Source organism: Variovorax sp. V116, from assembly GCF_041154435.1.
GTDB classification, from domain to species: domain Bacteria; phylum Pseudomonadota; class Gammaproteobacteria; order Burkholderiales; family Burkholderiaceae_C; genus Variovorax; species Variovorax paradoxus.
The window spans coordinates 1,011,258-1,031,438 of record NZ_AP028661.1; the positions used below are offsets into that span (position 1 = coordinate 1,011,258).

Annotated in this window: 18 protein-coding genes; 17 read left to right on the plus strand and 1 reads right to left on the minus strand. The window is 68.2% G+C overall.

The window, feature by feature from the left end; all coding sequences use genetic code 11:
* The first annotated feature begins 6 nt into the window (after nt 1-6).
* The 6 genes from dapF (at nt 7) to ACAM58_RS04680 (ending at nt 5,604) form a co-directional block, all read left to right on the plus strand.
* Nucleotides 7-891 (plus strand): diaminopimelate epimerase, encoded by an 885-nt coding sequence (dapF, locus tag ACAM58_RS04655; protein ID WP_012746049.1) that lies wholly within the window; start codon nt 7-9, stop codon nt 889-891.
* The gene (locus ACAM58_RS04660) at nt 888-1,586 is read left to right on the plus strand and encodes a DUF484 family protein (RefSeq protein ID WP_062363151.1); all 699 of its coding nucleotides are present in this window, start codon (nt 888-890) and stop codon (nt 1,584-1,586) included. Before dapF ends, ACAM58_RS04660 begins: the two co-directional genes overlap by 4 nt.
* Nucleotides 1,583-2,221 (plus strand): YdcF family protein, encoded by a 639-nt coding sequence (locus ACAM58_RS04665; protein WP_244883409.1) that lies wholly within the window; start codon nt 1,583-1,585, stop codon nt 2,219-2,221. The genes ACAM58_RS04660 and ACAM58_RS04665 overlap by 4 nt, the downstream gene beginning before the upstream one ends.
* Entirely contained in the window at nt 2,205-3,248 is a 1,044-nt protein-coding gene (locus ACAM58_RS04670) for a tyrosine recombinase XerC (RefSeq protein WP_062363147.1), read from the plus strand. Before ACAM58_RS04665 ends, ACAM58_RS04670 begins: the two co-directional genes overlap by 17 nt.
* Nucleotides 3,249-4,469, plus strand: coding sequence for a class I SAM-dependent rRNA methyltransferase (locus ACAM58_RS04675; RefSeq protein ID WP_062363146.1), 1,221 nt, complete (start codon nt 3,249-3,251; stop codon nt 4,467-4,469). It abuts the gene before it with no gap.
* An 85-nt stretch (nt 4,470-4,554) separates the two neighbouring features.
* Nucleotides 4,555-5,604 (plus strand): GTP-binding protein, encoded by a 1,050-nt coding sequence (locus tag ACAM58_RS04680; protein ID WP_012746054.1) that lies wholly within the window; start codon nt 4,555-4,557, stop codon nt 5,602-5,604.
* 126 nt (nt 5,605-5,730) lie between these two features.
* Here ACAM58_RS04680 and ACAM58_RS04685 read toward each other — a convergent pair whose 3' ends face one another.
* Nucleotides 5,731-7,209 carry a YdgA family protein gene (locus ACAM58_RS04685; RefSeq protein WP_244883407.1) on the minus strand — a complete coding sequence of 493 codons (1,479 nt, stop codon included), beginning with the start codon at nt 7,207-7,209 and terminating at the stop codon, nt 5,731-5,733.
* 756 nt (nt 7,210-7,965) lie between these two features.
* On the opposite strand from ACAM58_RS04685, the gene dksA reads away from it, so the two are divergent.
* From dksA to mraY, 11 genes are all read left to right on the plus strand, one after another.
* Nucleotides 7,966-8,589, plus strand: a complete 624-nt coding sequence (gene dksA / locus ACAM58_RS04690) for an RNA polymerase-binding protein DksA (RefSeq protein ID WP_012746056.1) — start codon at nt 7,966-7,968, stop codon at nt 8,587-8,589.
* 45 nt (nt 8,590-8,634) lie between these two features.
* Nucleotides 8,635-10,317 (plus strand): STAS domain-containing protein, encoded by a 1,683-nt coding sequence (locus ACAM58_RS04695; RefSeq protein ID WP_012746057.1) that lies wholly within the window; start codon nt 8,635-8,637, stop codon nt 10,315-10,317.
* Between the two features lie 74 nt (nt 10,318-10,391).
* Nucleotides 10,392-10,937 (plus strand): ATP-dependent protease subunit HslV, encoded by a 546-nt coding sequence (hslV, locus tag ACAM58_RS04700; protein WP_012746058.1) that lies wholly within the window; start codon nt 10,392-10,394, stop codon nt 10,935-10,937.
* 2 nt (nt 10,938-10,939) lie between these two features.
* A complete protein-coding gene (gene hslU / locus ACAM58_RS04705) occupies nt 10,940-12,268 on the plus strand; it encodes an ATP-dependent protease ATPase subunit HslU (RefSeq protein ID WP_012746059.1) in 1,329 nt (442 codons plus the stop codon).
* 270 nt (nt 12,269-12,538) lie between these two features.
* The gene (mraZ, locus tag ACAM58_RS04710; protein ID WP_012746060.1) at nt 12,539-12,967 is read left to right on the plus strand and encodes a division/cell wall cluster transcriptional repressor MraZ; all 429 of its coding nucleotides are present in this window, start codon (nt 12,539-12,541) and stop codon (nt 12,965-12,967) included.
* 8 nt (nt 12,968-12,975) lie between these two features.
* The gene (gene rsmH, locus ACAM58_RS04715) at nt 12,976-13,899 is read left to right on the plus strand and encodes a 16S rRNA (cytosine(1402)-N(4))-methyltransferase RsmH (RefSeq protein ID WP_012746061.1); all 924 of its coding nucleotides are present in this window, start codon (nt 12,976-12,978) and stop codon (nt 13,897-13,899) included.
* Nucleotide 13,900: 1 nt separating this feature from the next.
* Complete coding sequence (gene ftsL / locus ACAM58_RS04720; protein WP_012746062.1) at nt 13,901-14,248, plus strand: cell division protein FtsL; 348 nt, start codon at nt 13,901-13,903, stop codon at nt 14,246-14,248.
* On the plus strand, nt 14,245-15,993 hold the full coding sequence (locus ACAM58_RS04725) for a penicillin-binding protein 2 (protein ID WP_012746063.1): 1,749 nt from the start codon (nt 14,245-14,247) through the stop codon (nt 15,991-15,993). Before ftsL ends, ACAM58_RS04725 begins: the two co-directional genes overlap by 4 nt.
* A 2-nt stretch (nt 15,994-15,995) precedes the next feature.
* Nucleotides 15,996-17,558, plus strand: coding sequence for a Mur ligase family protein (locus ACAM58_RS04730; protein ID WP_062363144.1), 1,563 nt, complete (start codon nt 15,996-15,998; stop codon nt 17,556-17,558).
* Nucleotides 17,555-18,985: a UDP-N-acetylmuramoyl-tripeptide--D-alanyl-D-alanine ligase gene (gene murF, locus ACAM58_RS04735; protein ID WP_369664220.1), complete on the plus strand. Its 1,431-nt coding sequence runs from the start codon at nt 17,555-17,557 to the stop codon at nt 18,983-18,985. The genes ACAM58_RS04730 and murF overlap by 4 nt, the downstream gene beginning before the upstream one ends.
* Before the next feature lie 15 nt (nt 18,986-19,000).
* Nucleotides 19,001-20,179 (plus strand): phospho-N-acetylmuramoyl-pentapeptide-transferase, encoded by a 1,179-nt coding sequence (gene mraY, locus ACAM58_RS04740; RefSeq protein ID WP_012746066.1) that lies wholly within the window; start codon nt 19,001-19,003, stop codon nt 20,177-20,179.
* Nucleotides 20,180-20,181: the final 2 nt, after the last annotated feature.

A 20,181-nucleotide genomic window follows, 5' to 3' on the forward strand; every position in this document is an offset into this window, starting at 1 on the left:
CGCCCGATGCGAATCCGCTTTACCAAGATGCAGGGTGCCGGCAACGATTTCGTCGTGCTGGACGAGACGCGCGGCACGCTGGGCCTCACGGCCGCGCAGTACCGCTTCCTGGCCGACCGCCATTTCGGCGTCGGCGCCGACCAGATCCTCACGGTGCGCCCGCCCTCCAAGGGCGCGGCCGAGGGGGTCGATTTCCAGTACGTGATCCACAACGCCGACGGCGGCGAGGTGGAGCAGTGCGGCAACGGCGCGCGCTGCTTCATGCGCTTCGTGCGCGAGCACCACCTGACCGACAAGGACACGGTGCGCGTCGAAACGCTGGCCGGCATCATCGAGCCGCGCATGGGCGCAGACGGCCGCGTCACGGTCGACATGGGGCCGCCCATCTTCGAGCCCGCACGCGTGCCCTTCGACACCGCCGGCCTCGATCCGCAGCCCACGGGGTCGTGGCACACCTGGCACCTGGCCCTCGGCACGCATGCCGACTCGGCCATCGTGTCGGTCGCGGTGCTGTCGATGGGCAATCCGCACGCGGTGCAGGTGGTCGACAACGTCGACACCGCGCCCGTGGCCCGGCAGGGCCCGCTGATCGAGCACCACCCGCGCTTTGCGCAGCGCGTGAACGCCGGCTTCATGCAGGTGGTCGACCGCTCGCACATCAAGCTGCGCGTGTTCGAGCGCGGCGCCGGCGAAACGCTGGCCTGCGGCACCGGCGCCTGCGCGGCGGTGGTGGCGGGCATCCGGCTCGGCCTGCTGGAGCGCCGGGTCGACGTGCAGACGCATGGCGGCGTGCTCACGATCGGCTGGGAAGGCGAGGGCCATCCGGTGCTCATGACCGGCCCGGCCACCACGGTTTTCGAGGGAGACATCGAGGTGCCCGAGCTGCCATGACTAACTTCAGAAACAACAAAGACGACGCCATGAACCCGATCACCGAAGACGACATCGCCAACTACCTGGCGAACACGCCCGACTTCTTCGAGCGGCACGCACAGCTGCTGGCGCAGGTGCAGCTCACCAGCCCGCACGGCAACCGCGCCGTGAGCCTGCAAGAGCGCCAGGCCGAGATGCTGCGCGAGAAGATCAAGGCGCTGGAGCATCGCCTGATGGACATGGTGCGCCACGGCACCGAGAACGTGGTCATCGCCGACCGGCTGCAGCGCTGGACCAGCGGCTTGCTCACCACGCGCGACCCGCGCAGCCTGCCCTACCGCATCGCGGTCGACCTGCAGTCGCTGTTCCTGGTGCCGCAGACCGCCATCAAGGTGTGGGACTGCAGCGCCGACTACCTCAACGAGGCCTATGCGCAGTGGGTGAGCGACGACGTGAAGGCGCTGGCCACCTCGCTGACCTCGCCCTACTGCGGGCTCAACTCGGGCTTCGAGGCGGCCAACTGGCTGCCCGAGCCGGCCGGCGCGATGTCGATCGCGCTGATCCCGCTGCGGCCCGATGCCGAGTCGCCCGCCTTTGGCCTGCTGGTGCTGGCCTCGCCGGACGCGCAGCGCTTCAACGCCGAAATGGGCACCGACTTTCTCGAACGCATCGCCGACCTGGCGTCGGGCGCGCTGTCGCGGCTGCGGCCTTGAGCGGGCAGCGCCGGTCCTGGCGGGCCGCCGTGCGGCCCGTGCTGTGGACGGTGCTGCTGGCCGGACTGCTGGCCTACCTTGTCATTGCCCTCGTCATCTGGCGGCGCGCGGCCGAGGCGCTGGCCAACCCGCCCGGGCGGCCGGCCGACGCCGCGCTGGTCCTGGGCAACCGCGCCTTCCTCGATGGCAAGCCCAATCCCTGCCTGACGGGCCGGGTCGATGCCGCCATCGCGCTGGCCGATGCGGGCCTCGCGAAGCAGCTCGTGCTGTCGGGCGGCGTCGACAAGGAAGACGGCCGCATCGAGGCCGAGGTGATGCAGCGGCATGCGCGCGCCCAGGGCTACGCCGGGCCGCTGCTGCTGGAGCCGGCATCGACCTCGACGCGCCTGAATCTTGCGATGTCGCGTCCGCTGCTGAAGGCGGCCGGCATCCATGGCGTGATCGTGGTGTCGGAGCCCTACCACCTGTGGCGCGTGGAGCGCCTCGCGCGGGCCAGCGGTTTCGACAAGGACTTCGACGTGCAGTACGCGGCAGCGAGCACGCGCTGCTGGCGCCGCTGGGGCATGGTTTTCAAGGGTGCGTTGCGCGAGCCTCTGGCTGTCGTGAACAATGCGTTCAATGGCTACCTCCACTGAGACGGCGGGGACCGGCTGGGTCGACAAGTACCTGGAGCATGTGCGCGTCGAGCGCCGGCTGGCGGCGCGCACGGTCGAGCTCTACGCCATCCACCTGCAGGCGCTCGCGGCCAACGCCGCCGAGGCCGGGCTCCCGCTCGACCGCGTGCAGACCGCGCACATCCGGCGCTGGATGGCGCAGCTGCACGGCGCGGGACGCGAGCCGCGCGGCATTGCGCTGGTGCTCTCGTGCTGGCGCAGCTTCTACCGCTGGCTCGGCAACGAGGGGCTGGTGGGCTTCAACCCCGTGAAGGACGTGCATGCGCCCAAGGCCGCGCGGCCGCTGCCCAAGGCGCTGGCGGTCGACGACGCGGTGCGGCTCGCCGAACTCTACGACCCCGAGGCCGACCCCTGGACCGAGGCGCGCGACGGCGCCATCGTCGAGGTGCTCTACGGCTGCGGCTTGCGCGTGAGCGAGCTCACCGGCCTCGATGCGCGCGCCAGCAGCACCGCCCGCGGCTGGGTCGACCTCGACGCGCTGGAAGCCAACGTGCTCGGCAAGGGCAGCAAGCGGCGCATCGTGCCGATCGGCAGCAAGGCGGCCGAGGCGCTGCGCGACTGGTTCGCGGTGCGCGGCGATTGTGCGGCGCTGTCGACGGCCGCGCTGCGCGACCCGGCGGGCGCGGCGGCGCTCTTCATCAGCGCCAAGGGCGTGCGCATGTCCTCGCAGGCGGTGTGGAAGCTGCTGCGCGAGCGCAGCCTCAAGGCCGGCCTTGCGGCGCCCGTGCATCCGCACATGCTGCGGCATTCGTTCGCAAGCCATGTGCTGCAGTCGAGCAGCGACCTGCGCGCGGTGCAGGAACTGCTGGGCCACGCCAACATCGCCACCACGCAGGTCTATACGCGGCTGGACTTCCAGCACCTGGCCAAGGTGTATGACGCGGCACATCCGCGCGCGCAGGCGCGCCCCGAGGGCACGCGCGCGCAGCCGCGGCCCGAGGGCACACGCGCCAAGCCGAAGAACGACGACAACAAGCCAACCAAATAAATGAAAACCCTCCGCCTCAAGCCCGGCAAGGAGCGCTCGCTGCAGCGCCGCCATCCCTGGATCTTCGAATCCGCCATCGCACGCGGCGGTGCCGATTCGGGCGAGACGGTGCGCGTCGAATCCCATGACGGCGCCTTCCTGGCCTGGGCCGCCTTCAGCCCGGTGTCCAAGATCCGCGCGCGGGCCTGGAGCTTTGTCGAAACGCAGCGCATCGATGCCGCCTTCCTGGCCTCGGTGTGCGCCCGCGCGGTGGCGGCCAGGACGCTTTTCGACCTGCAGAGCGACGGTGTCCGGCTGGTCCACGGCGAGGCCGATGGGCTGCCGGGCCTGATCGTCGACCGCTACGGCGACACGCTGGTCGCGCAGTTCCTGTCGGCCGGCGTCGAGCGCTGGAAGGCCGCGATTGCCGATGCGCTGCTTGCGGCAACCGGCCTGCACAAGCTCTACGAGCGCTCCGACGCCAGCGGCCGCGAACGCGAGGGCCTCAAGCCGGTCACGGGCTGGCTGCGCGGGGAGGGCGCCACCGAGATCACGATCCGCGAGCACGGCTGGCAGCTTTCGCTCGACATCGCCACCGGCCACAAGACCGGCTTCTACCTCGACCAGCGCGACAGCCGCCAGCGCTTTGCCGAGCTCGCGCAGCATCGGCGCTTCCGGCGCGTGCTCAACTGCTTTTGCTACACCGGCGGCTTCACGGTGGCCGCGCTCGCAGGCCTGCGGGCGGCCGGCGCAGTGGAGGGCGCCGAGCTGGTGTCGGTCGATTCGTCGCAGCCGGCGCTCGAGCGGGCGCGCGCGCACCTGGCGCTGAATGGCTTCGGCGCCGAGGGTTCGGGCCTGAAGACGGAATTCCTGGACGCCAACGTCAACACCGTGCTGCGCGAATTCATCGAGCAGGGCCGAACATTCGACGCCATCGTGCTCGATCCGCCCAAGTTCGCGCCCACGGCCGCCCATGCCGAGCGCGCCGCGCGCGCCTACAAGGACATCAACCGCCTCGCGCTCAAGCTGCTGGAGCCCGGCGGCGTGCTGCTGACCTTTTCGTGCTCGGGCGGCATCAGCGCCGATCTTTTCCACAAGATCGTGGCTTCGGCCGGCATCGATGCGCAAGTGGACGGCTACATCAGCGAACGGCTGGGCGCCGCGCCCGACCATCCGATGACCATCGAGTTTCCCGAAGGCGAGTACCTCAAGGGCCTGGTGGTGGTGAGAAAACCCGCTTGACCCCGCGCCAACGCAACTGAGTGGCATTGGCTAAACTGCCGGCCCATCCCCTTTTTCTTCCTGTTTTCCGCTTCCGGAGCACACCATGGCCCTCATTCCCGCCACCATCCTCACCGGCTTCCTGGGCTCGGGCAAGACCACGCTGCTCAAGCGCATCCTGACCGAGGCCCATGGCCAGAAGATCGCGGTGATCGAAAACGAGTTCGGCGAAGAGAACATCGACAGCGACATCCTCGTGACCGAATCGAAGGAGCAGATCGTGCAGATGAGCAACGGCTGCGTCTGCTGCACCATCCGCGAAGACCTGCGCGAGGCGCTGCAGCTCTTGGCCGCCAAGAAGCGCCAGGGCCTGCTCGACTTCGACCGCGTGGTGATCGAGACCACCGGCCTGGCCGACCCCGGCCCGGTGGCGCAGACCTTCTTCATGGACGACGAGATCGCCGAGAGCTACCTGCTCGACTCCATCCTGACGCTGGTCGACGCCAAGCATGCGCCGCAGCAGCTCAACGACCGCCAGGAGGCGCGCCGCCAGGTGGGTTTTGCCGACCAGATCTTCATCAGCAAGAGCGAACTGGTGTCGGCCGAGGAAACCGAGGCGCTCATCCACCGCCTCAAGCACATGAACCCGCGCGCGCCGCAGCAGAAGGCGCATTTCGGCGACGTGCCGCTCAAGGACATCTTCGACCTGCGCGGCTTCAACCTGAACGCCAAGCTCGACATCGACCCCGACTTCCTCAAGGAAGAAGAAGACCATCACGACCACGACCACGCGCATGGCGAGCATTGCGACCACCCCTCGCACAAGCACGAGGGCCACGGCCACCACCACCACACCGATGACGACGTCAAGAGCTTCGTCTACAAGGCCGACCGGCCCTTCGACCCGGCCAAGCTGGAAGACTTCCTGGGCGCCATCGTCAACATCTACGGCCCGCGCATGCTGCGCTACAAGGGCGTGCTGAACATGAAGGGCACCGAGCGCAAGGTGATCTTCCAGGGCGTGCACCAGCTGATGGGCAGCGACCTGGGCCCGGAATGGGGCAAGGACGAAGCCCGCCAGAGCCGCATGGTGTTCATCGGCATCGAGCTGCCGCGCGAAATTCTCGAGCAGGGGCTCGAGCAGTGCCTGGTCTGAGGCCCTGACTTGCTCCTTCCCCCGCCGGGGGAAGGCGGGGATGGGGGCAGGCCACCGATCAGGCGCCGTGCTTTTTTTGGGCTGCCGTGCCCCCACCCCGGCCCTCCCCCGAAGGGGAGGGAGGAATTACCGGCCCGGCGCGCCCAGCGGCTTGCCGTTGAGCTTCAGGCTGCCTTCGGCATATTCGATCTGCGCGGTCACGTCACCGCCGTCGCGCTTGACGAAGCCCTTTTCCTCGCCTTGCTCGACCAGCCCCGCCATCATCTCGGGCGGCGGCGTCTGGCCGCTGCCGGCGCCGGCGGCGGCCATCTGCTCCAGCCACTGCATCGGCAGCCGCGCGCTGGCCTTGAGCACGCCGCGCTTCATGAGCAGCGCCATGCCGGGCGCCTGCAGGTCTTCGTCGGTGACGCCGGCCATGCCGGCCGTGTAGCTGAGCTCGCCGCGCTTGCCGCCGATTTCGACCAGCATCCTGTCGAGCCCGAATTCGGGGCTGTACTTGGCCATGGCCTTGAGGTCGGGCGCCAACTGGTCGAACAGCACCTTCATGGCCGCCTGCGAGGCCTTGTTGCCGCCCTTGCCGCAGCCGTTCGCGGCGCTCGACTGCATCCAGGCATCGGCCAGCTTCTTGTAGCCGGCGGCGTGGATGCGGCGTCCGCCGCTGCTCATCTCGAACTTGTCGATCTTGGTGTCGCCGATCTTGCCGGTGCCCTTGACCGTGCCGGTCGATGCGTAGAGCCCGTCCGCGATGCTGGCTTCGGCGAGCATGTCGATGTTCTGCAGCAGCACCGCCGGCAGGGCCTTGCCTTCGCCGCCGGCGGCGCCGCCCAGACCCTTGGGAGCCGCAAATTCGAGGCTGTCGAGCCGGGCCTCGGTCTTGCCCGTGGCCAGGACCCAGCCCTCGCTCTTGTCCATGTCGGCCTTGCCGGCCAGCTTGCCCATCTTGAGCGTGGCGCCGGTGCGCGCATCGCTGACATCCAGCCCCGGCATCGCCAGTTCGTAGCGCACGTGGGTGCGGGCGCCGTTCATCTCGGCGCGGACCTGCGCGCCCTGCCAGGCGAAGCGGGCCTTGCCTTCCTCGGCCAGGCTGGCGGGCGCCACCGCCAGGTCGGTGGTGTAGCCGCCGTCGAACGCCACCTTGGTGTGCGCCGTCAGGGGCTTGGCCTTGCCGAAGATCTGCTCGGCCTTGGCCTGGCCCTTCACGTCGAACACCAGTTCGCTGTCGATGGTGGCCGCCGCCAGCGTGCCACCGGCCAGCGGGCCGTGGCGGATGGTGTCGCGGAAGGTGATGCGCACCGCCTTGAAGGGCGTGGCGGCTTGCTCCACTTCTTCCTCATCCTCTTCCTCGCCGGGCTTGGCGGCAGGCACCTGCACCGCGGCGGCAGCATCGGCTGCGCAGCCGAGCTCGATCGTCACGGTGCTGACGGCGCCGAAGAAGCCGCGTTCGTAGCTGCGCTCGACCACGCGCACCAGCGCAGTCTGCTTCGGCACCTCGTCCAGCGCGGCTTCGTAGCTGGACTTTACTTTTGCGCCGGCCAACCACGTGCCGCCGCCATAGGCAAGTGCGATGGCCGCAGCCAGCACGCCCAGAACTGCTTTTTTGCTCAAGATTGATTTCTCTTTTGTATGAATGAGGTCGACCTGCATCGCTCCCCCGGCGATTCCGGCAGGTCTTGCTGCCCCCTCCGGCAGCGCTGGCGATGCTACCGGAGGCAAGGGGGTGCAGGCACATCACCCTTCGATTCGAGTTCTCTATACAATCGCGCGCCTGTTCCGGCAGCCACGCCTTCGTCCGATGGGGCGGGATGTGGTTGACGGTGCGGGGCGCCGCAGGTTCCTGGCGGGCTTTCGGGGGTATAACCCCGGGGTTCGTCACTGCGAGCACTCCGACGAGTGGAGCCCGCGCGGCCTGAAACCCGCGGTGGTTCCCTTGGGAGGAGACACCCAGTGAAAGCGCGTTCCAGTTCGTTCAAGGAGCCAGTCACCGTGAAGAAGCCCGCCGCCAAGGCTACGCCAGCAACCAAGCCCGCCGCCAAGAAAGCGGCGGCTGCAAAGCCGGCTGTACCCGCGGCAAAAAAGAGTTCTTCCGCTGCAAAGGCCCCGGCCACGAAACCAAAAAGCGCTCCAAAGAAGCCAGCAACGCCATCGGCCAAGGCCGCGACCGTTGCAAAGAAGCCCGTCAAGCCTGCAAAGCCTGCTGCGCCGCCGGTGGCATCCGCCCCGGACAAGAGTGCAACCAAAACTGCAGTTGCGGGTCAACCGCCATCCAAAACCGTCGGCCGCACTGCTGCCGTTCCTTCTGCCCCTCCGATCCCAATGAAAAAAACGGCTGCCGCCTCTTCTTCCGCCACGGCGACACCTTCGATGCCCGCTCAGACCGCCGCACCCGCCCCCGCGCGAGGTGGCCGCGTGTCCCGGCTGTCGCAGCTGACCGTGCCTTCCATGCCGCAATCGGTGGCTTCCACCGCGGCCAAGTCTTCGTTCTCGCAGGCGCCTTCCAATGCGCTGGTGCCGCCGCCTCCCGTCGCGGTCAAAAAAGACCCGAAGCTCGCCAACAACTGGAAAGCCAAGTCGGCTGCCGAGTTGACCGATGCCGAGGTGATCGCCATGCCCGACTCCGAGTACATGAATGAAAAGCAGATGGCGTTCTTCCGCCTGAAGCTGGTCGAACTCAAGCGCGGCATTCTCGAAAACGCCGGCGAAACCACCGAGCACCTGCGCGAAGACACCGTGGTGGTGCCCGATCCGGCCGACCGCGCCACCATCGAGGAAGAGCATGCGCTCGAGCTGCGCACGCGCGACCGCGAGCGCAAGCTGCTCAAGAAGATCGAGCAGTCGATCCAGCGCATCGATGCCGGCGACTACGGCTACTGCGACGAAACCGGCGAACCCATCGGCGTCGGCCGCCTGCTGGCGCGTCCCACCGCCACGCTCTCGCTCGAAGCGCAGCAGCGCCGCGAACTCAAGCAGAAGATGTTCGGGGACTGAGCGAGCGGCCAAAGAAGAGAACCTGTTCGCCTCGAAACCTCGTCGATGCCAAAGGAAGAGTCGGGCCGCCTTTTTTCCAAGGTGGCGAAGTTCGTCCGCAATCCGCTCAAGGATTGGTCCGAGCTGAATGCGACTGCGGATTCCACGCTGCCCGAGCAGGCCTACAGCCGCGAAATGCTCAAGGAGATGATCGAGCGGCGCCAGCGCAACGATTTCGTTCGCCGGCGCGAGTTCGACATGCTGCGCAAGCTTCGCCAGCGCGAAGCCGCCGCCCACGCCTTCGAAGGAACGGTCACGCCGTCTTCCTTCAACCTGAACAGCACCACGGAAAAGTCCGAGGGGCGCGCGCTCACGCTCAAGAAGATCGACGAGATCGAGGAGCAGATGTCGCAGCAGTGGTGGAAGGGCCGCGGCCCCAACGGCGAGGTGCTGTCCAATGCGCCGCCCGATGCCGGCGCCGAGACCCTGCCGCCGCCCGTGGACGCGGCCGAGCTGGCCAGCCTGCTTGCCGCACCGGCCTACGGCTCCGCGCCGGCGCCTGCCGTCGTGCCGGCACCGGCGGTGGTTGCCGCGGCTGCGCCTGCCGCGCCCGCCGCAGGCGGCCCGGCGGCCAGCGGCACCTCGCTGCTGTCGGCGCGGCTCGCGCGCGACGGCGCGCTCGAAGAAGCCGTGATCCGCTTCGCGCACGGCGACGATGCCGGCGCCGAGGCCATTCTTCTCCAGGCCCTCGCCTCCGAAAGCGCGGCGGCCGAGGGCGACCACGCCACCGCCGAGCGCGACGACGCGCGCTGGCGCACGCTGTTCGACCTGTACCGCGCCACCGGCGATGCCGCCAGGTTTGCCGCGGCGCGCATGCGCTATGCCCAGCGCATGAAGCGCATGGGGCCCGACTGGGTCTCGTTCGACGAACTGGCGCGCAGCGTGAAGGCGGTGGCCGCCAGCGAACTCGCAGAACTGGCGCCGGCCGGCGCCAACTGGGCCAGCCCGGCACGCCTGGCGCGCGACGGCTTGATCCAGCTCACGCGGGCGCTGTCGCAGGCCGGCTCGGTCTGGACGCTCGACTGGCGCGCGCTGGTCGCCATCGAGGCCGATGCCGCCGCGCCGCTGCGCGTGCTGTTTGCGCACTGGGCCGATTCGCCGGTCCAGCTGCGCTTCATCGGCGCCGCGAAACTGCTGGCCGTGCTGGCCGAGGCCACGCCCAACAGCGAGCGCGGCACGCCGGACATCTGGTGGCAGCTGCACCTGGCTGCGCTGCGCATGATGAACATGCCCGACGACTTCGAACTGGTGGCGCTCAACTACTGCATCACCTACGAGGTGTCGCCGCCGGCCTGGCAGGACCCCAAGGGCGCCTGCACCTCGGTGGCCGCACCGGCGGCAAGCCGTTCGAACTCCGTGTGGTCGCTGCTCTCGGTCAATGGCGAATCGGAGAGCTTTCCCACCACCGACACCGGCTTTGCCGCGCTGGCAGGCGATCTGCGCGGCGAGGCGCATTCGAGCCTGCAGCGGCTGGACACCGACCTGCGCAACACCACGGCGCCCGTCATCTCGTGCGCCGCGCTGCTGCGCATGGACCTGGCCGCGGCTGGCACGCTGCTCGGCTGGGTGCGGGCGCGCGACGCCGAGGGCGAGCGCGTCCAGTTCGTGGACGCCCACCGCCTGATCGCGGTGCTGTTCGACCTGGTCGGCATTGCCGACCATGCGACGGTGGCCCTGCGCAAGAACTAGGGCGCCTTGGCGCTTCGCACATTCGGTAGCAGCCCCGGGCTTGCATTGCCCTCTGGCATCCCCAGATGGCTTCGATGGAACAGTTTCACGGCACCACCATCGTGAGCGTGCGCCGCAAGACCCCCCAGGGCGACCAAGTCGCCATTGGCGGGGACGGGCAGGTCACTCTCGGCAACATCGTCATCAAGGGCACCGCGCGCAAGGTGCGGCGGCTCTATCACGGCAAGGTGCTCGCGGGCTTTGCCGGCGCCACGGCCGACGCCTTCACGCTCTTCGAGCGCTTCGAGGCCAAGCTCGAAAAGCACCAGGGGCACCTCACGCGCGCGGCCGTCGAACTCACCAAGGACTGGCGCACCGACCGCGTGCTGCGCAAGCTCGAGGCCATGCTGGCTGTGGCCGACGCCACCACCTCGCTCATCATCACCGGCAACGGCGACGTGCTGGAGCCCGAAGACGGCGTGATCGCCATCGGCTCGGGCGGCGCCTATGCGCAGTCGGCCGCCAAGGCGCTGATCGACAACACCGAACTCACGGCCGAGCAAATTGTGCGCAAATCGCTGGCGATAGCCGGTGAAATCTGCATTTACACGAACATGAACCACACGGTGGAAGCGCTCTGACCATGTCCATGACCCCGCAGGAAATCGTCTCCGAGCTCGACAACCACATCGTCGGCCAGCCCGCCGCCAAGCGCGCCGTGGCCATTGCGCTGCGCAACCGCTGGCGCCGCCAGCAGGTCGAGGAAAAGCTGCGCACCGAGATCACGCCCAAGAACATCCTCATGATCGGCCCCACGGGCGTGGGCAAGACCGAGATCGCGCGCCGCCTCGCGCGCCTGGCGGATGCGCCGTTCATCAAGGTCGAGGCCACCAAGTTCACCGAGGTGGGCTATGTCGGCAAGGACGTCGATTCGATCGTTCGCGACCTGGCCGAGATCGCCGTCAAGCAGACGCGCGAGGCCGAAAGCGCCAAGGTGCGCGCGCGTGCCGAGGACGCCGCCGAAGACCGCATCCTCGACGTGCTGCTGCCGCCTGCGCGCGGTGCCGAGGGCGCCACGCCGGCGCTGGACGGCCCCAACCCCACCCGCCAGGCCTTCCGCAAGAAGCTGCGCGAGCACCAGCTCGACGACAAGGAAATCGAACTCGACCTGGCCGAAGCCCGCGCGCCGCTCGAGATCATGGGCCCGGCCGGCATGGAGGAAATGACCGAGCAGCTGCGCGGCATGTTCGGCCAGCTCGGCGGCGGCAAGCGCAAGACGCGCAAGCTCAAGATCGCCGAGGCGATGCGCCTCCTGATCGACGAGGAAGCCGCCAAGCTGGTCAACGAGGACGAGATCCGCACCCAGGCCATCACCAACGCCGAGCAGAACGGCATCGTCTTCATCGACGAGATCGACAAGGTCGCCACGCGCAGCGAGGCCCAGGGCTCCGACGTGTCGCGCCAGGGCGTGCAGCGCGACCTGCTGCCGCTGGTCGAGGGCACGGCCGTGAGCACCAAGTACGGCGTGGTGCGCACCGACCACATGCTCTTCATCGCGAGCGGGGCCTTCCACCTGAGCAAGCCGAGCGACCTGATCCCCGAGCTGCAGGGGCGCTTTCCGATCCGCGTCGAGCTGCAGTCGCTCTCGGTGTCCGACTTCGAAAGCATCCTCACGCAGACCCGCGCTTCGCTCGTGAAGCAGTACCAGGCGCTGCTCGCCACCGAGGGCGTCACGCTCGAATTCACGCCCGAAGGCGTGAACCGCCTGGCCACCATCGCGTACGAGGTCAACGAGCGCACCGAGAACATCGGCGCACGCCGTTTGTCGACCGTGATGGAGCGTCTGCTGGATGAGGTAAGCTTCGACGCGACCCGCATCGAGGGGCAGACCATCCGCATCGATGCCGCCTATGTCGACGAGCGCCTTGCGGCACTAAGTCACGACGAAGATCTTTCGCGCTTCATCCTCTGAAGCCCGCTTTGCGGCCCCTGTAACGGCGGCCGCGCTTCACGCATCACATTCATTGCGTGAGCTAAGTGCTTAATTCTCAACGAAATTCGCCGATTTCCAGGTTTGGAAATCGGCGCTAAGTCGTTGATTCCATTACAAAAAATACCACCAACGGCCAGTTGCGTCTGAAGTGTTTCCTGCTACAGTGCAAAAAAGTGCAGTTAAGTGGGAAAAAGTGCGGGTGGTGCCTCTTTCAGGTGCCGCGGCATTCCCAATACAGGGGTTCTGGTCGTGTTTCAAGGCGCTTCATCGCTCAGTCTGGATGCCAAGGGGCGGCTCTCCGTGCCGACCCGGCATCGCGACGTCCTGAGCGCCACGGCGGGCGGCCAGCTCACGATCACCAAGCATCCGCACGGCTGCCTCATGGTGTTCCCGCGTCCCGAGTGGGAGAAATTCAGGGAGCGCATCGCCGCGCTGCCGATGTCGGCACAGTGGTGGAAGCGCGTCTTCCTCGGCAACGCCATGGACGTGGAGATGGACGGCACCGGGCGCATCCTGGTGTCGCCCGAACTGCGTGCCGCCACGGGCATCGTGCGCGACACGCTGCTCCTGGGCATGGGCAACCACTTCGAGCTCTGGGACAAGGCGACCTACGAGGCCAAGGAGGCCGAGGCCACCCAGGGCGAGATGCCGGATGTGTTTCAGGACTTCGCGTTCTGAGGACCGACGTGAACACTCCATGGACCCATACGACCGTCTTGCTGAACGAAGCGGTGGAAGCCCTTCTTTCCGGCAGCACGGCAGCCACCGGCACCTACGTGGATGCGACCTTCGGGCGCGGAGGGCATGCGCGCGCGATCCTCGCGCGGCTGGCACCGGAAGGCAGGCTGATCGCATTCGACAAGGATGCGGAAGCGGTGGCCGAAGCAGCGCGCATCTCGGATGCGCGTTTTTCCATCCGGCACCAGGGATTCCGTTCGCTGGGCGAATTGCCCGATGCCAGCGTGGCGGGTGTGCTGATGGACCTGGGCGTGAGTTCGCCGCAAATCGACAACCCGGTGCGCGGCTTCAGTTTTCGTTTCGACGGTCCGCTCGACATGCGCATGGACACCACGCGCGGCGAGAGCGTGGCCGATTGGCTGGCAACGGCCGAACTCCAGCAGATTGCAGAGGTGATCCGTGACTATGGCGAAGAACGGTTTGCTGTTCAGATTGCAAAGGCGATTGTTGCTCGCAGACAAGAACGGGGCGCAATTTCAACCACCTCCGAACTGGCCGAGCTCGTGGCTGGCACGGTCAAAACCCGCGAGCCGGGCCAGAACCCTGCAACGCGCACATTTCAGGCTTTTCGGATTTTCATCAACGCCGAGCTTGAAGAGCTGCAACAGGCGCTAGAGGCGAGCCTTTCCGTGCTGCAACCCGGAGGCCGGCTCGCGGTGATCAGCTTCCATTCGCTGGAAGACCGCATCGTGAAGCAGTTCATCGCCAGGCACTCGAAGGAGGTGTACGACCGCCGTGCGCCCTTCGCCGCCCCGAAGGCCATGAAGCTGCGCGCGCTCGAGCGCATCAAGCCGTCCGACGCCGAAGTGCACGGCAACCCGCGCTCGCGCAGCGCGATCCTGCGCGTGGCCGAGCGCACCCAGGAAGTCTGACGTGGCGCGCCTGAACCTGCTCCTGCTGCTCGCGGTGGTCGCCTCCGCGCTCTACCTCGTGCACACGCAGTACCTGTCGCGCCAGCTCTACACCGAGCTCGACCGCACCCAGCAGGAAGCCCGCCGGCTCGAGCTCGACCACGACCGGCTGCAGGTGGAAAAGCGCGCGCAGGCCACGCCGCTGCGCGTGGAAAAGCTGGCCAAGGAGCAGCTGCAGATGCGCACCACCACGCCGGCCATCACGCAGTACGTGCGGCCCGACGGCACCGTGATTCCGGCCGTGGTGGCACCGCCGCCCGCGCCGCCCGCAACGCCGGCGCCCAAACCCGTCGCGAGGACCCAGCGATGAGCCGCCGCAGCGTCCGCTACACCACCAGCCCCTTGCTCGCGAGCAAGACGCCGGTCTGGCGCAGCAAGTTCATCGTCGCCGGCATCGCCTTCGGCTTCGTGGTGCTGGCGGGCCGGGCCGCCTACGTGCAGGTGTTCAACAACAGCTTCTTCCAGCGGCAGGGCGAAGTGCGCTTTGCGCGCACGCTCGAGCTGCCGGCCAACCGCGGGCGCATCCTCGACCGCAACGGCCTCATCCTGGCGTCCAGCGTGGTGGCGCCGAGCATCTGGGCCATTCCGGAAGACATCGAGCGCGACGACCCCGAGGTGCGCGCCAAGCTCAAGCAGGTGGCCAAGCTGCTCGAGATGCCGCAGAAGGACTTCGACAAGAAGCTCGAGGACGAGGACAAGACCTTCGTCTGGATCAAGCGCCAGGTCGACGAGCCGATTGCCAAGCAGATTGCCGCGCTCAACCTCAAGGGCATCTACCAGCGCAAGGAATACAAGCGCCAGTACCCCGAGGGCGAGGCCGCGGCGCACGTGGTGGGCTTCACCAACGTCGAGGACAACGGGCAGGAAGGCATCGAGCTTTCCTTCAACAAGGAGCTGGCCGGCAAGGCCGGGTCGCGCCGCGTCATCAAGGACCGCCTGGGCCGCGTGGTCGAGGGCGTGGGCGAACAGGTGCCGCCGGTCGACGGCAAGGACATCCAGCTCAGCGTCGACAGCAAGGTGCAGTTCTTCGCCTACCAGAAGCTGCGCGACGCGGTGACCGCGCGCCGTGCCAAGGCCGGCAGCGTGGTGGTGCTGGACGCGGTCACCGGCGAGGTGCTGGCGCTGGCCAACTACCCGAGCTACGTGCCCGACAAGCGGCAGAACCTCACGGGCGAGCAGCTGCGCAACCGCGCGCTCACCGACACCTTCGAGCCCGGCTCGACCATGAAGCCGATCACCGTGGCCATGGCGCTGGAGGCCGGCCGCGTGAAGCCCTCGACGCTGATCGAGACCTCGCCCGGCCGCTTCCAGCTGGGCGGCTTCACCATCAGCGACACGCACAACTACGGAACGCTCACGGTCGAGGGCGTGATCCAGAAGTCCAGCAACGTGGGCGCGCTCAAGATCGCGCAGAAGATGACCCCGCACGAGATGTGGGACACCTACACCGCGCTCGGCTACGGCCAGAAGCCGCAGATCCAGTTCCCCGGCGCGGTCACGGGGCGCCTGCGCCCCTGGAAGACCTGGAAGCCCGTGGAGCAGGCCACGATGGCCTATGGCTACGGCCTGTCGGCGTCGCTCTTCCAGATGGCGCATTCGTACACCGCCTTCGCGCACGACGGCGCGATCATTCCGGTCACCATCCTCAAGAGCACCGAGTCGCCCGCGGGTGTGCGGGTGTTCTCGCCGTCGAACGCGCTGGCGGTGCGCAAGATGCTGCAGATGGCGGCAGGCCCGGGCGGCACCGGCACGCGCGCGCAGACCGTCGGCTATTCGGTCGGCGGCAAGTCGGGCACCGCGCACAAGCAGGTTGGCAAAGGTTACGCGAGCAACAAATATCGCGCGTGGTTCACCGGCATGGCACCGATCGAAAAGCCGCGCATCATCGTCGGCGTGATGATCGACGAGCCGAGCGACGGCCAGTACTTCGGCGGCGTGGCCGCCGCGCCCGTTTTCAGCGAGGTCGTGCAGCAGACCCTGCGCATGATGAACGTTCCGCCCGACCTCGCGGTCAAACCGCTGGTGGTGACGCAAGGCGTCGACGAGAGCTTCTGAGCATGCTGACACTCACTTCCCCTCAACTCGCCGCGCTCTGGCTCAAGGAGCGCGTGCAGGGTGCGCTGCATGCGGACAGCCGGCCGGTGGGCGCGGGCGACGGCTTCATTGCCTGGCCCGGCGCAGCCACCGACGGGCGCAGGCACGTGGCTTCGGCACTGGCGCAGGGCGCCGCGGCCTGCCTGGTCGAGCAGCAGGGCGCCGAGGCCTTCGGTTTCGATGGCGACGAGCGCATTGCAAGCTATCCGGGGCTCAAGGCCGCCACCGGCCCGATCGCATCGGCCTTCTACGACAACCCCTCGGCCGCGCTCGAAGTGCTGGCCGTGACCGGCACCAACGGCAAGACCTCCACCGCATGGTGGCTCGCCGAATCGCTCTCCACGCTGGCCGTGCCCGGCGGCGTTCGCGCGCCGCGGCTGGACGGCAGCGCCGAGCGCGGCGTGCCTTCGCCCTGCGCGGTGATGGGCACGCTGGGCATCGGCGTGCCGCCGGAGCTCGTCTACACCGGCCTCACCACGCCCGACCCGGTGATGATGCAGCGCGAGCTGCGCGCGCTGGTCGAGCGCGGCTTCGGCGCCTGCGCCATCGAGGCCTCGTCGATCGGCATTGCCGAACGCCGGCTCGACGGCGCGCGCATCGCGGTGGCCGTGTTCACCAATTTCACGCAGGACCATCTCGACTACCACGGCAGCATGGATGCCTACTGGCAGGCCAAGGCCGAGCTGTTCCGCTGGCCCGGGCTGCGCGCCGCGGTGATCAACATCGACGACGTGCATGGCGCGAGCCTGTGCGCGAACCTGCTCGAGGCCGGCATCGGTGCGCTCGACGTCTGGACCGTGTCGGCCGCCGGCGCGCCGGCGCGGCTCATGGCGCGCGACGTCGGCTACGACGCGCAGGGCCTGCGCTTCTCGGTGGCCGAGCACGACAACGATGCGGTGGAGCGCATGTCGACCGGCCTGATCGGCCAGTACAACGTGGCCAACCTGCTGGGCGTGCTCGGCACGCTGCGGGCCCTGGGGCTGTCGCTCGCGCAGGCCGTGGCGGCCTGCAGCAGGCTCACCAGCGTGCCGGGCCGCATGGAGCGCGTGGGCGCCGCCGATGCGAATGCGGCTGCGCCGCTGGCCGTGGTCGACTATGCCCACACGCCCGACGCCCTCGACAAGGCGCTGGCCGGCCTGCGCCCGCTTGCGCAGCAGCGCGGCGGCGCGCTCTGGTGCGTGTTCGGCTGCGGCGGCGACCGCGATCCGATCAAGCGCCCGATGATGGCCGCGGTGGCCGAGCGCCAGGCCGACCGCGTGGTCGTGACCAGCGACAACCCGCGCAGCGAGAACCCCGACGCGATCATCAGCCAGGTGCTGCTCGGCCTCGCGCGCCCCGAAGCGGCCCAGGTGCAGCCCGACCGCGCGGCCGCCATCGCCGACGCCATCGCGCAGGCCGCGCCGCAGGACGTGGTGCTGCTCGCCGGCAAGGGCCATGAAGCCTGGCAGGAAATCGCCGGCCAGCGCATTCCGTTCTCGGACCGGACCCATGCGCTCGATGCGCTTTCGAAGCGGGGTGCCGCATGAGCCACTCGCCGATGATGTTCACGCTGGCCCAGGCGCAGCAATGGATTCCGGGCGCGCGCCTGGTGGGCGACGGCGCAACGGCCATTGCCCGCGTCCATACCGACACCCGCACGCTCGCGGAAGGCGACCTGTTCGTGGCGCTCAAGGGCGAACGCTTCGACGCCAATGAATTCCTGGCCGATGCCAAGGCGCGCGGCGCCGTCGCCGCCATTGCGCACGGCGGCCTCGAGGCGGCCGGCCTGGCAGGGCTCGAGGTGCCCGATTCGCTGGCCGCGCTCGGCGCGCTCGGCGCCGGCTGGCGCGCGCAGTTCGATCTGCCGCTGATCGCCGTGACCGGCAGCAACGGCAAGACGACCGTCACGCAGATGATCGCGGCCGTGCTGGTCGCCTTCAGGGGCGATCGCGCGCTCGCGACGGCCGGCAACTTCAACAACGAGATCGGCGTTCCGCTGACCTTGCTGCGCCTGCGCGCGAAGCACCAGCATGCGGTGGTCGAGCTGGGCATGAACCATCCGGGCGAGATCGCGCGGCTCGCGGCCATCGCGCGTCCGACCGTCGCGCTGGTCAACAACGCGCAGCGCGAGCACCTGGAGTTCATGGCCACCGTGGAAGCGGTGGCGCTCGAGAACGGCGCGGTGTTTTCCTTCGTGCCGGAGGACGGCACCGCGGTGTTCCCGCACGGCGACGAATTCGCTCCTCTGTGGAACGACATGGCGCACGACGGCGCCACGCGCCGCTGCATGACCTTCGGCGAGCATGAAGACGCCGATATTTCTCTGGTGGGCGCCGAATGGCAGCAGGGCGCATGGCAGGTCCGCATCCGCACGCCGCTGGGCGACTTCGATGCGCAGTTGCACATCGCGGGCCGGCACAACGTCGTCAATGCGCTGGCGGCGACCGCGTGCGCGCTCGCTACCGGCATTCCGCCCGAGACCATTGCGCGCGGCCTCTCGGCCTTCGAACCGGTGAAGGGCCGCTCCAAGGCGAGCGCGGTGCTGCTGCCCGGCGGCCATTCGCTCACGCTGGTGGACGACAGCTACAACGCCAATCCCGATTCCGTGCGCGCGGCCATCGACGTGCTCGCGGCCTTGCCCGGTCCGCGCCTCCTGGTGCTCGGCGACATGGGCGAGGTCGGCAACCGCGCGCCCGAGTTCCATGCCGAGGTCGGCGACTGGGCGCGCCAGCGCGGCATCGAGGCCGTGTATGCGCTCGGCGCCGAAACCGCGCACAGCATCGCGGCCTTCGACGGCGGCGACAACGGCCGCCATTTCCCGGACATCGAGACGCTCGGCGCCGCGGTGCTGGCGCGGCTGCCCCAGGTGGGGAGCGTGCTCGTCAAGGGCTCGCGCTTCATGAAGATGGAGCGCGTGGTGCAGGCGATCGAGCAATCACGACAACAACAAAAGGAGGCCGGTCATGACGCATGAGCCGCGCGACACCACATGCTGATGAGCCTGGCCCAATGGCTGCAGACACTTTCGCCCGAGTTCGGGTTCTTGCGCGTTTTCCAGTACCTCACCTTCCGTGCGCTGATGGCTGCGCTGACGGCGCTGGTGGTCGGCCTGGTGGCCGGGCCCTATGTGATCCGCCGCCTGGCCGCGCTCAAGATCGGCCAGCCGGTGCGCGGCTATGGCATGGAAACGCACCTCACCAAGAGCGGCACGCCCACCATGGGCGGCGTGCTGGTGCTGTTCGCCATTGCCTTCGCCACGCTGATGTGGTTCGACCCCTCCAACCGCTTCGTGTGGATCGTGCTGTGGGTCACGCTGGGCTTCGGCGCCATCGGCTGGGTCGACGACTGGCGCAAGGTGGTGCGCAAGGACCCGGAGGGCATGCGCTCGCGCGAGAAGTATTTCTGGCAGTCGGTGGTGGGCCTGATCGCGGGCTTCTACCTGCTCTTCAGCATCTCGGAAAGTTCGAACTGGCGCGTGCTGCAGCTGTTCTTCGCCTGGGTGCAGTCGGGCTTCGACCTGGACTTTCCGCCCAAGATCAACCTGCTGGTGCCCTTCTTCAAGGAAGTGAGCTACCCGCTCGGCGGCATCGGCTTCGTGATCCTCACGTACCTGGTGATCGTGGGCGCGAGCAACGCGGTCAACCTGACCGACGGCCTGGACGGCCTGGCGATCATGCCGGTGGTGATGGTGGGTTCGGCACTGGGCGTGTTCGCCTACGTGACGGGCAGCGCGGTGTATTCCAAGTACCTGCTGTTTCCCAACATCCCGGGCTCGGGCGAGCTGCTGGTGTTCTGCTCGGCCATGGCCGGCGCAGGGCTCGCGTTCCTCTGGTTCAACACCCATCCGGCGCAGGTCTTCATGGGCGACGTGGGCGCGCTCGCGCTGGGCGGCGCGCTAGGCACCATCGCGGTCATCGTGCGCCAGGAGATCGTGTTCTTCATCATGGGCGGCATCTTCGTGGTCGAGGCGATCTCGGTGATGGCGCAGGTCATGTACTTCAAGTACACCAAGAAGCGCTACGGCGAGGGCCGCCGCGTGCTCAAGATGGCGCCGCTGCACCACCACTTCGAGAAGAGCGGCTGGCGCGAGACGCAGGTCGTGGTGCGCTTCTGGATCATCACGATGCTGCTGTGCCTCATCGGCCTGTCGACGCTGAAGCTGCGGTGAGA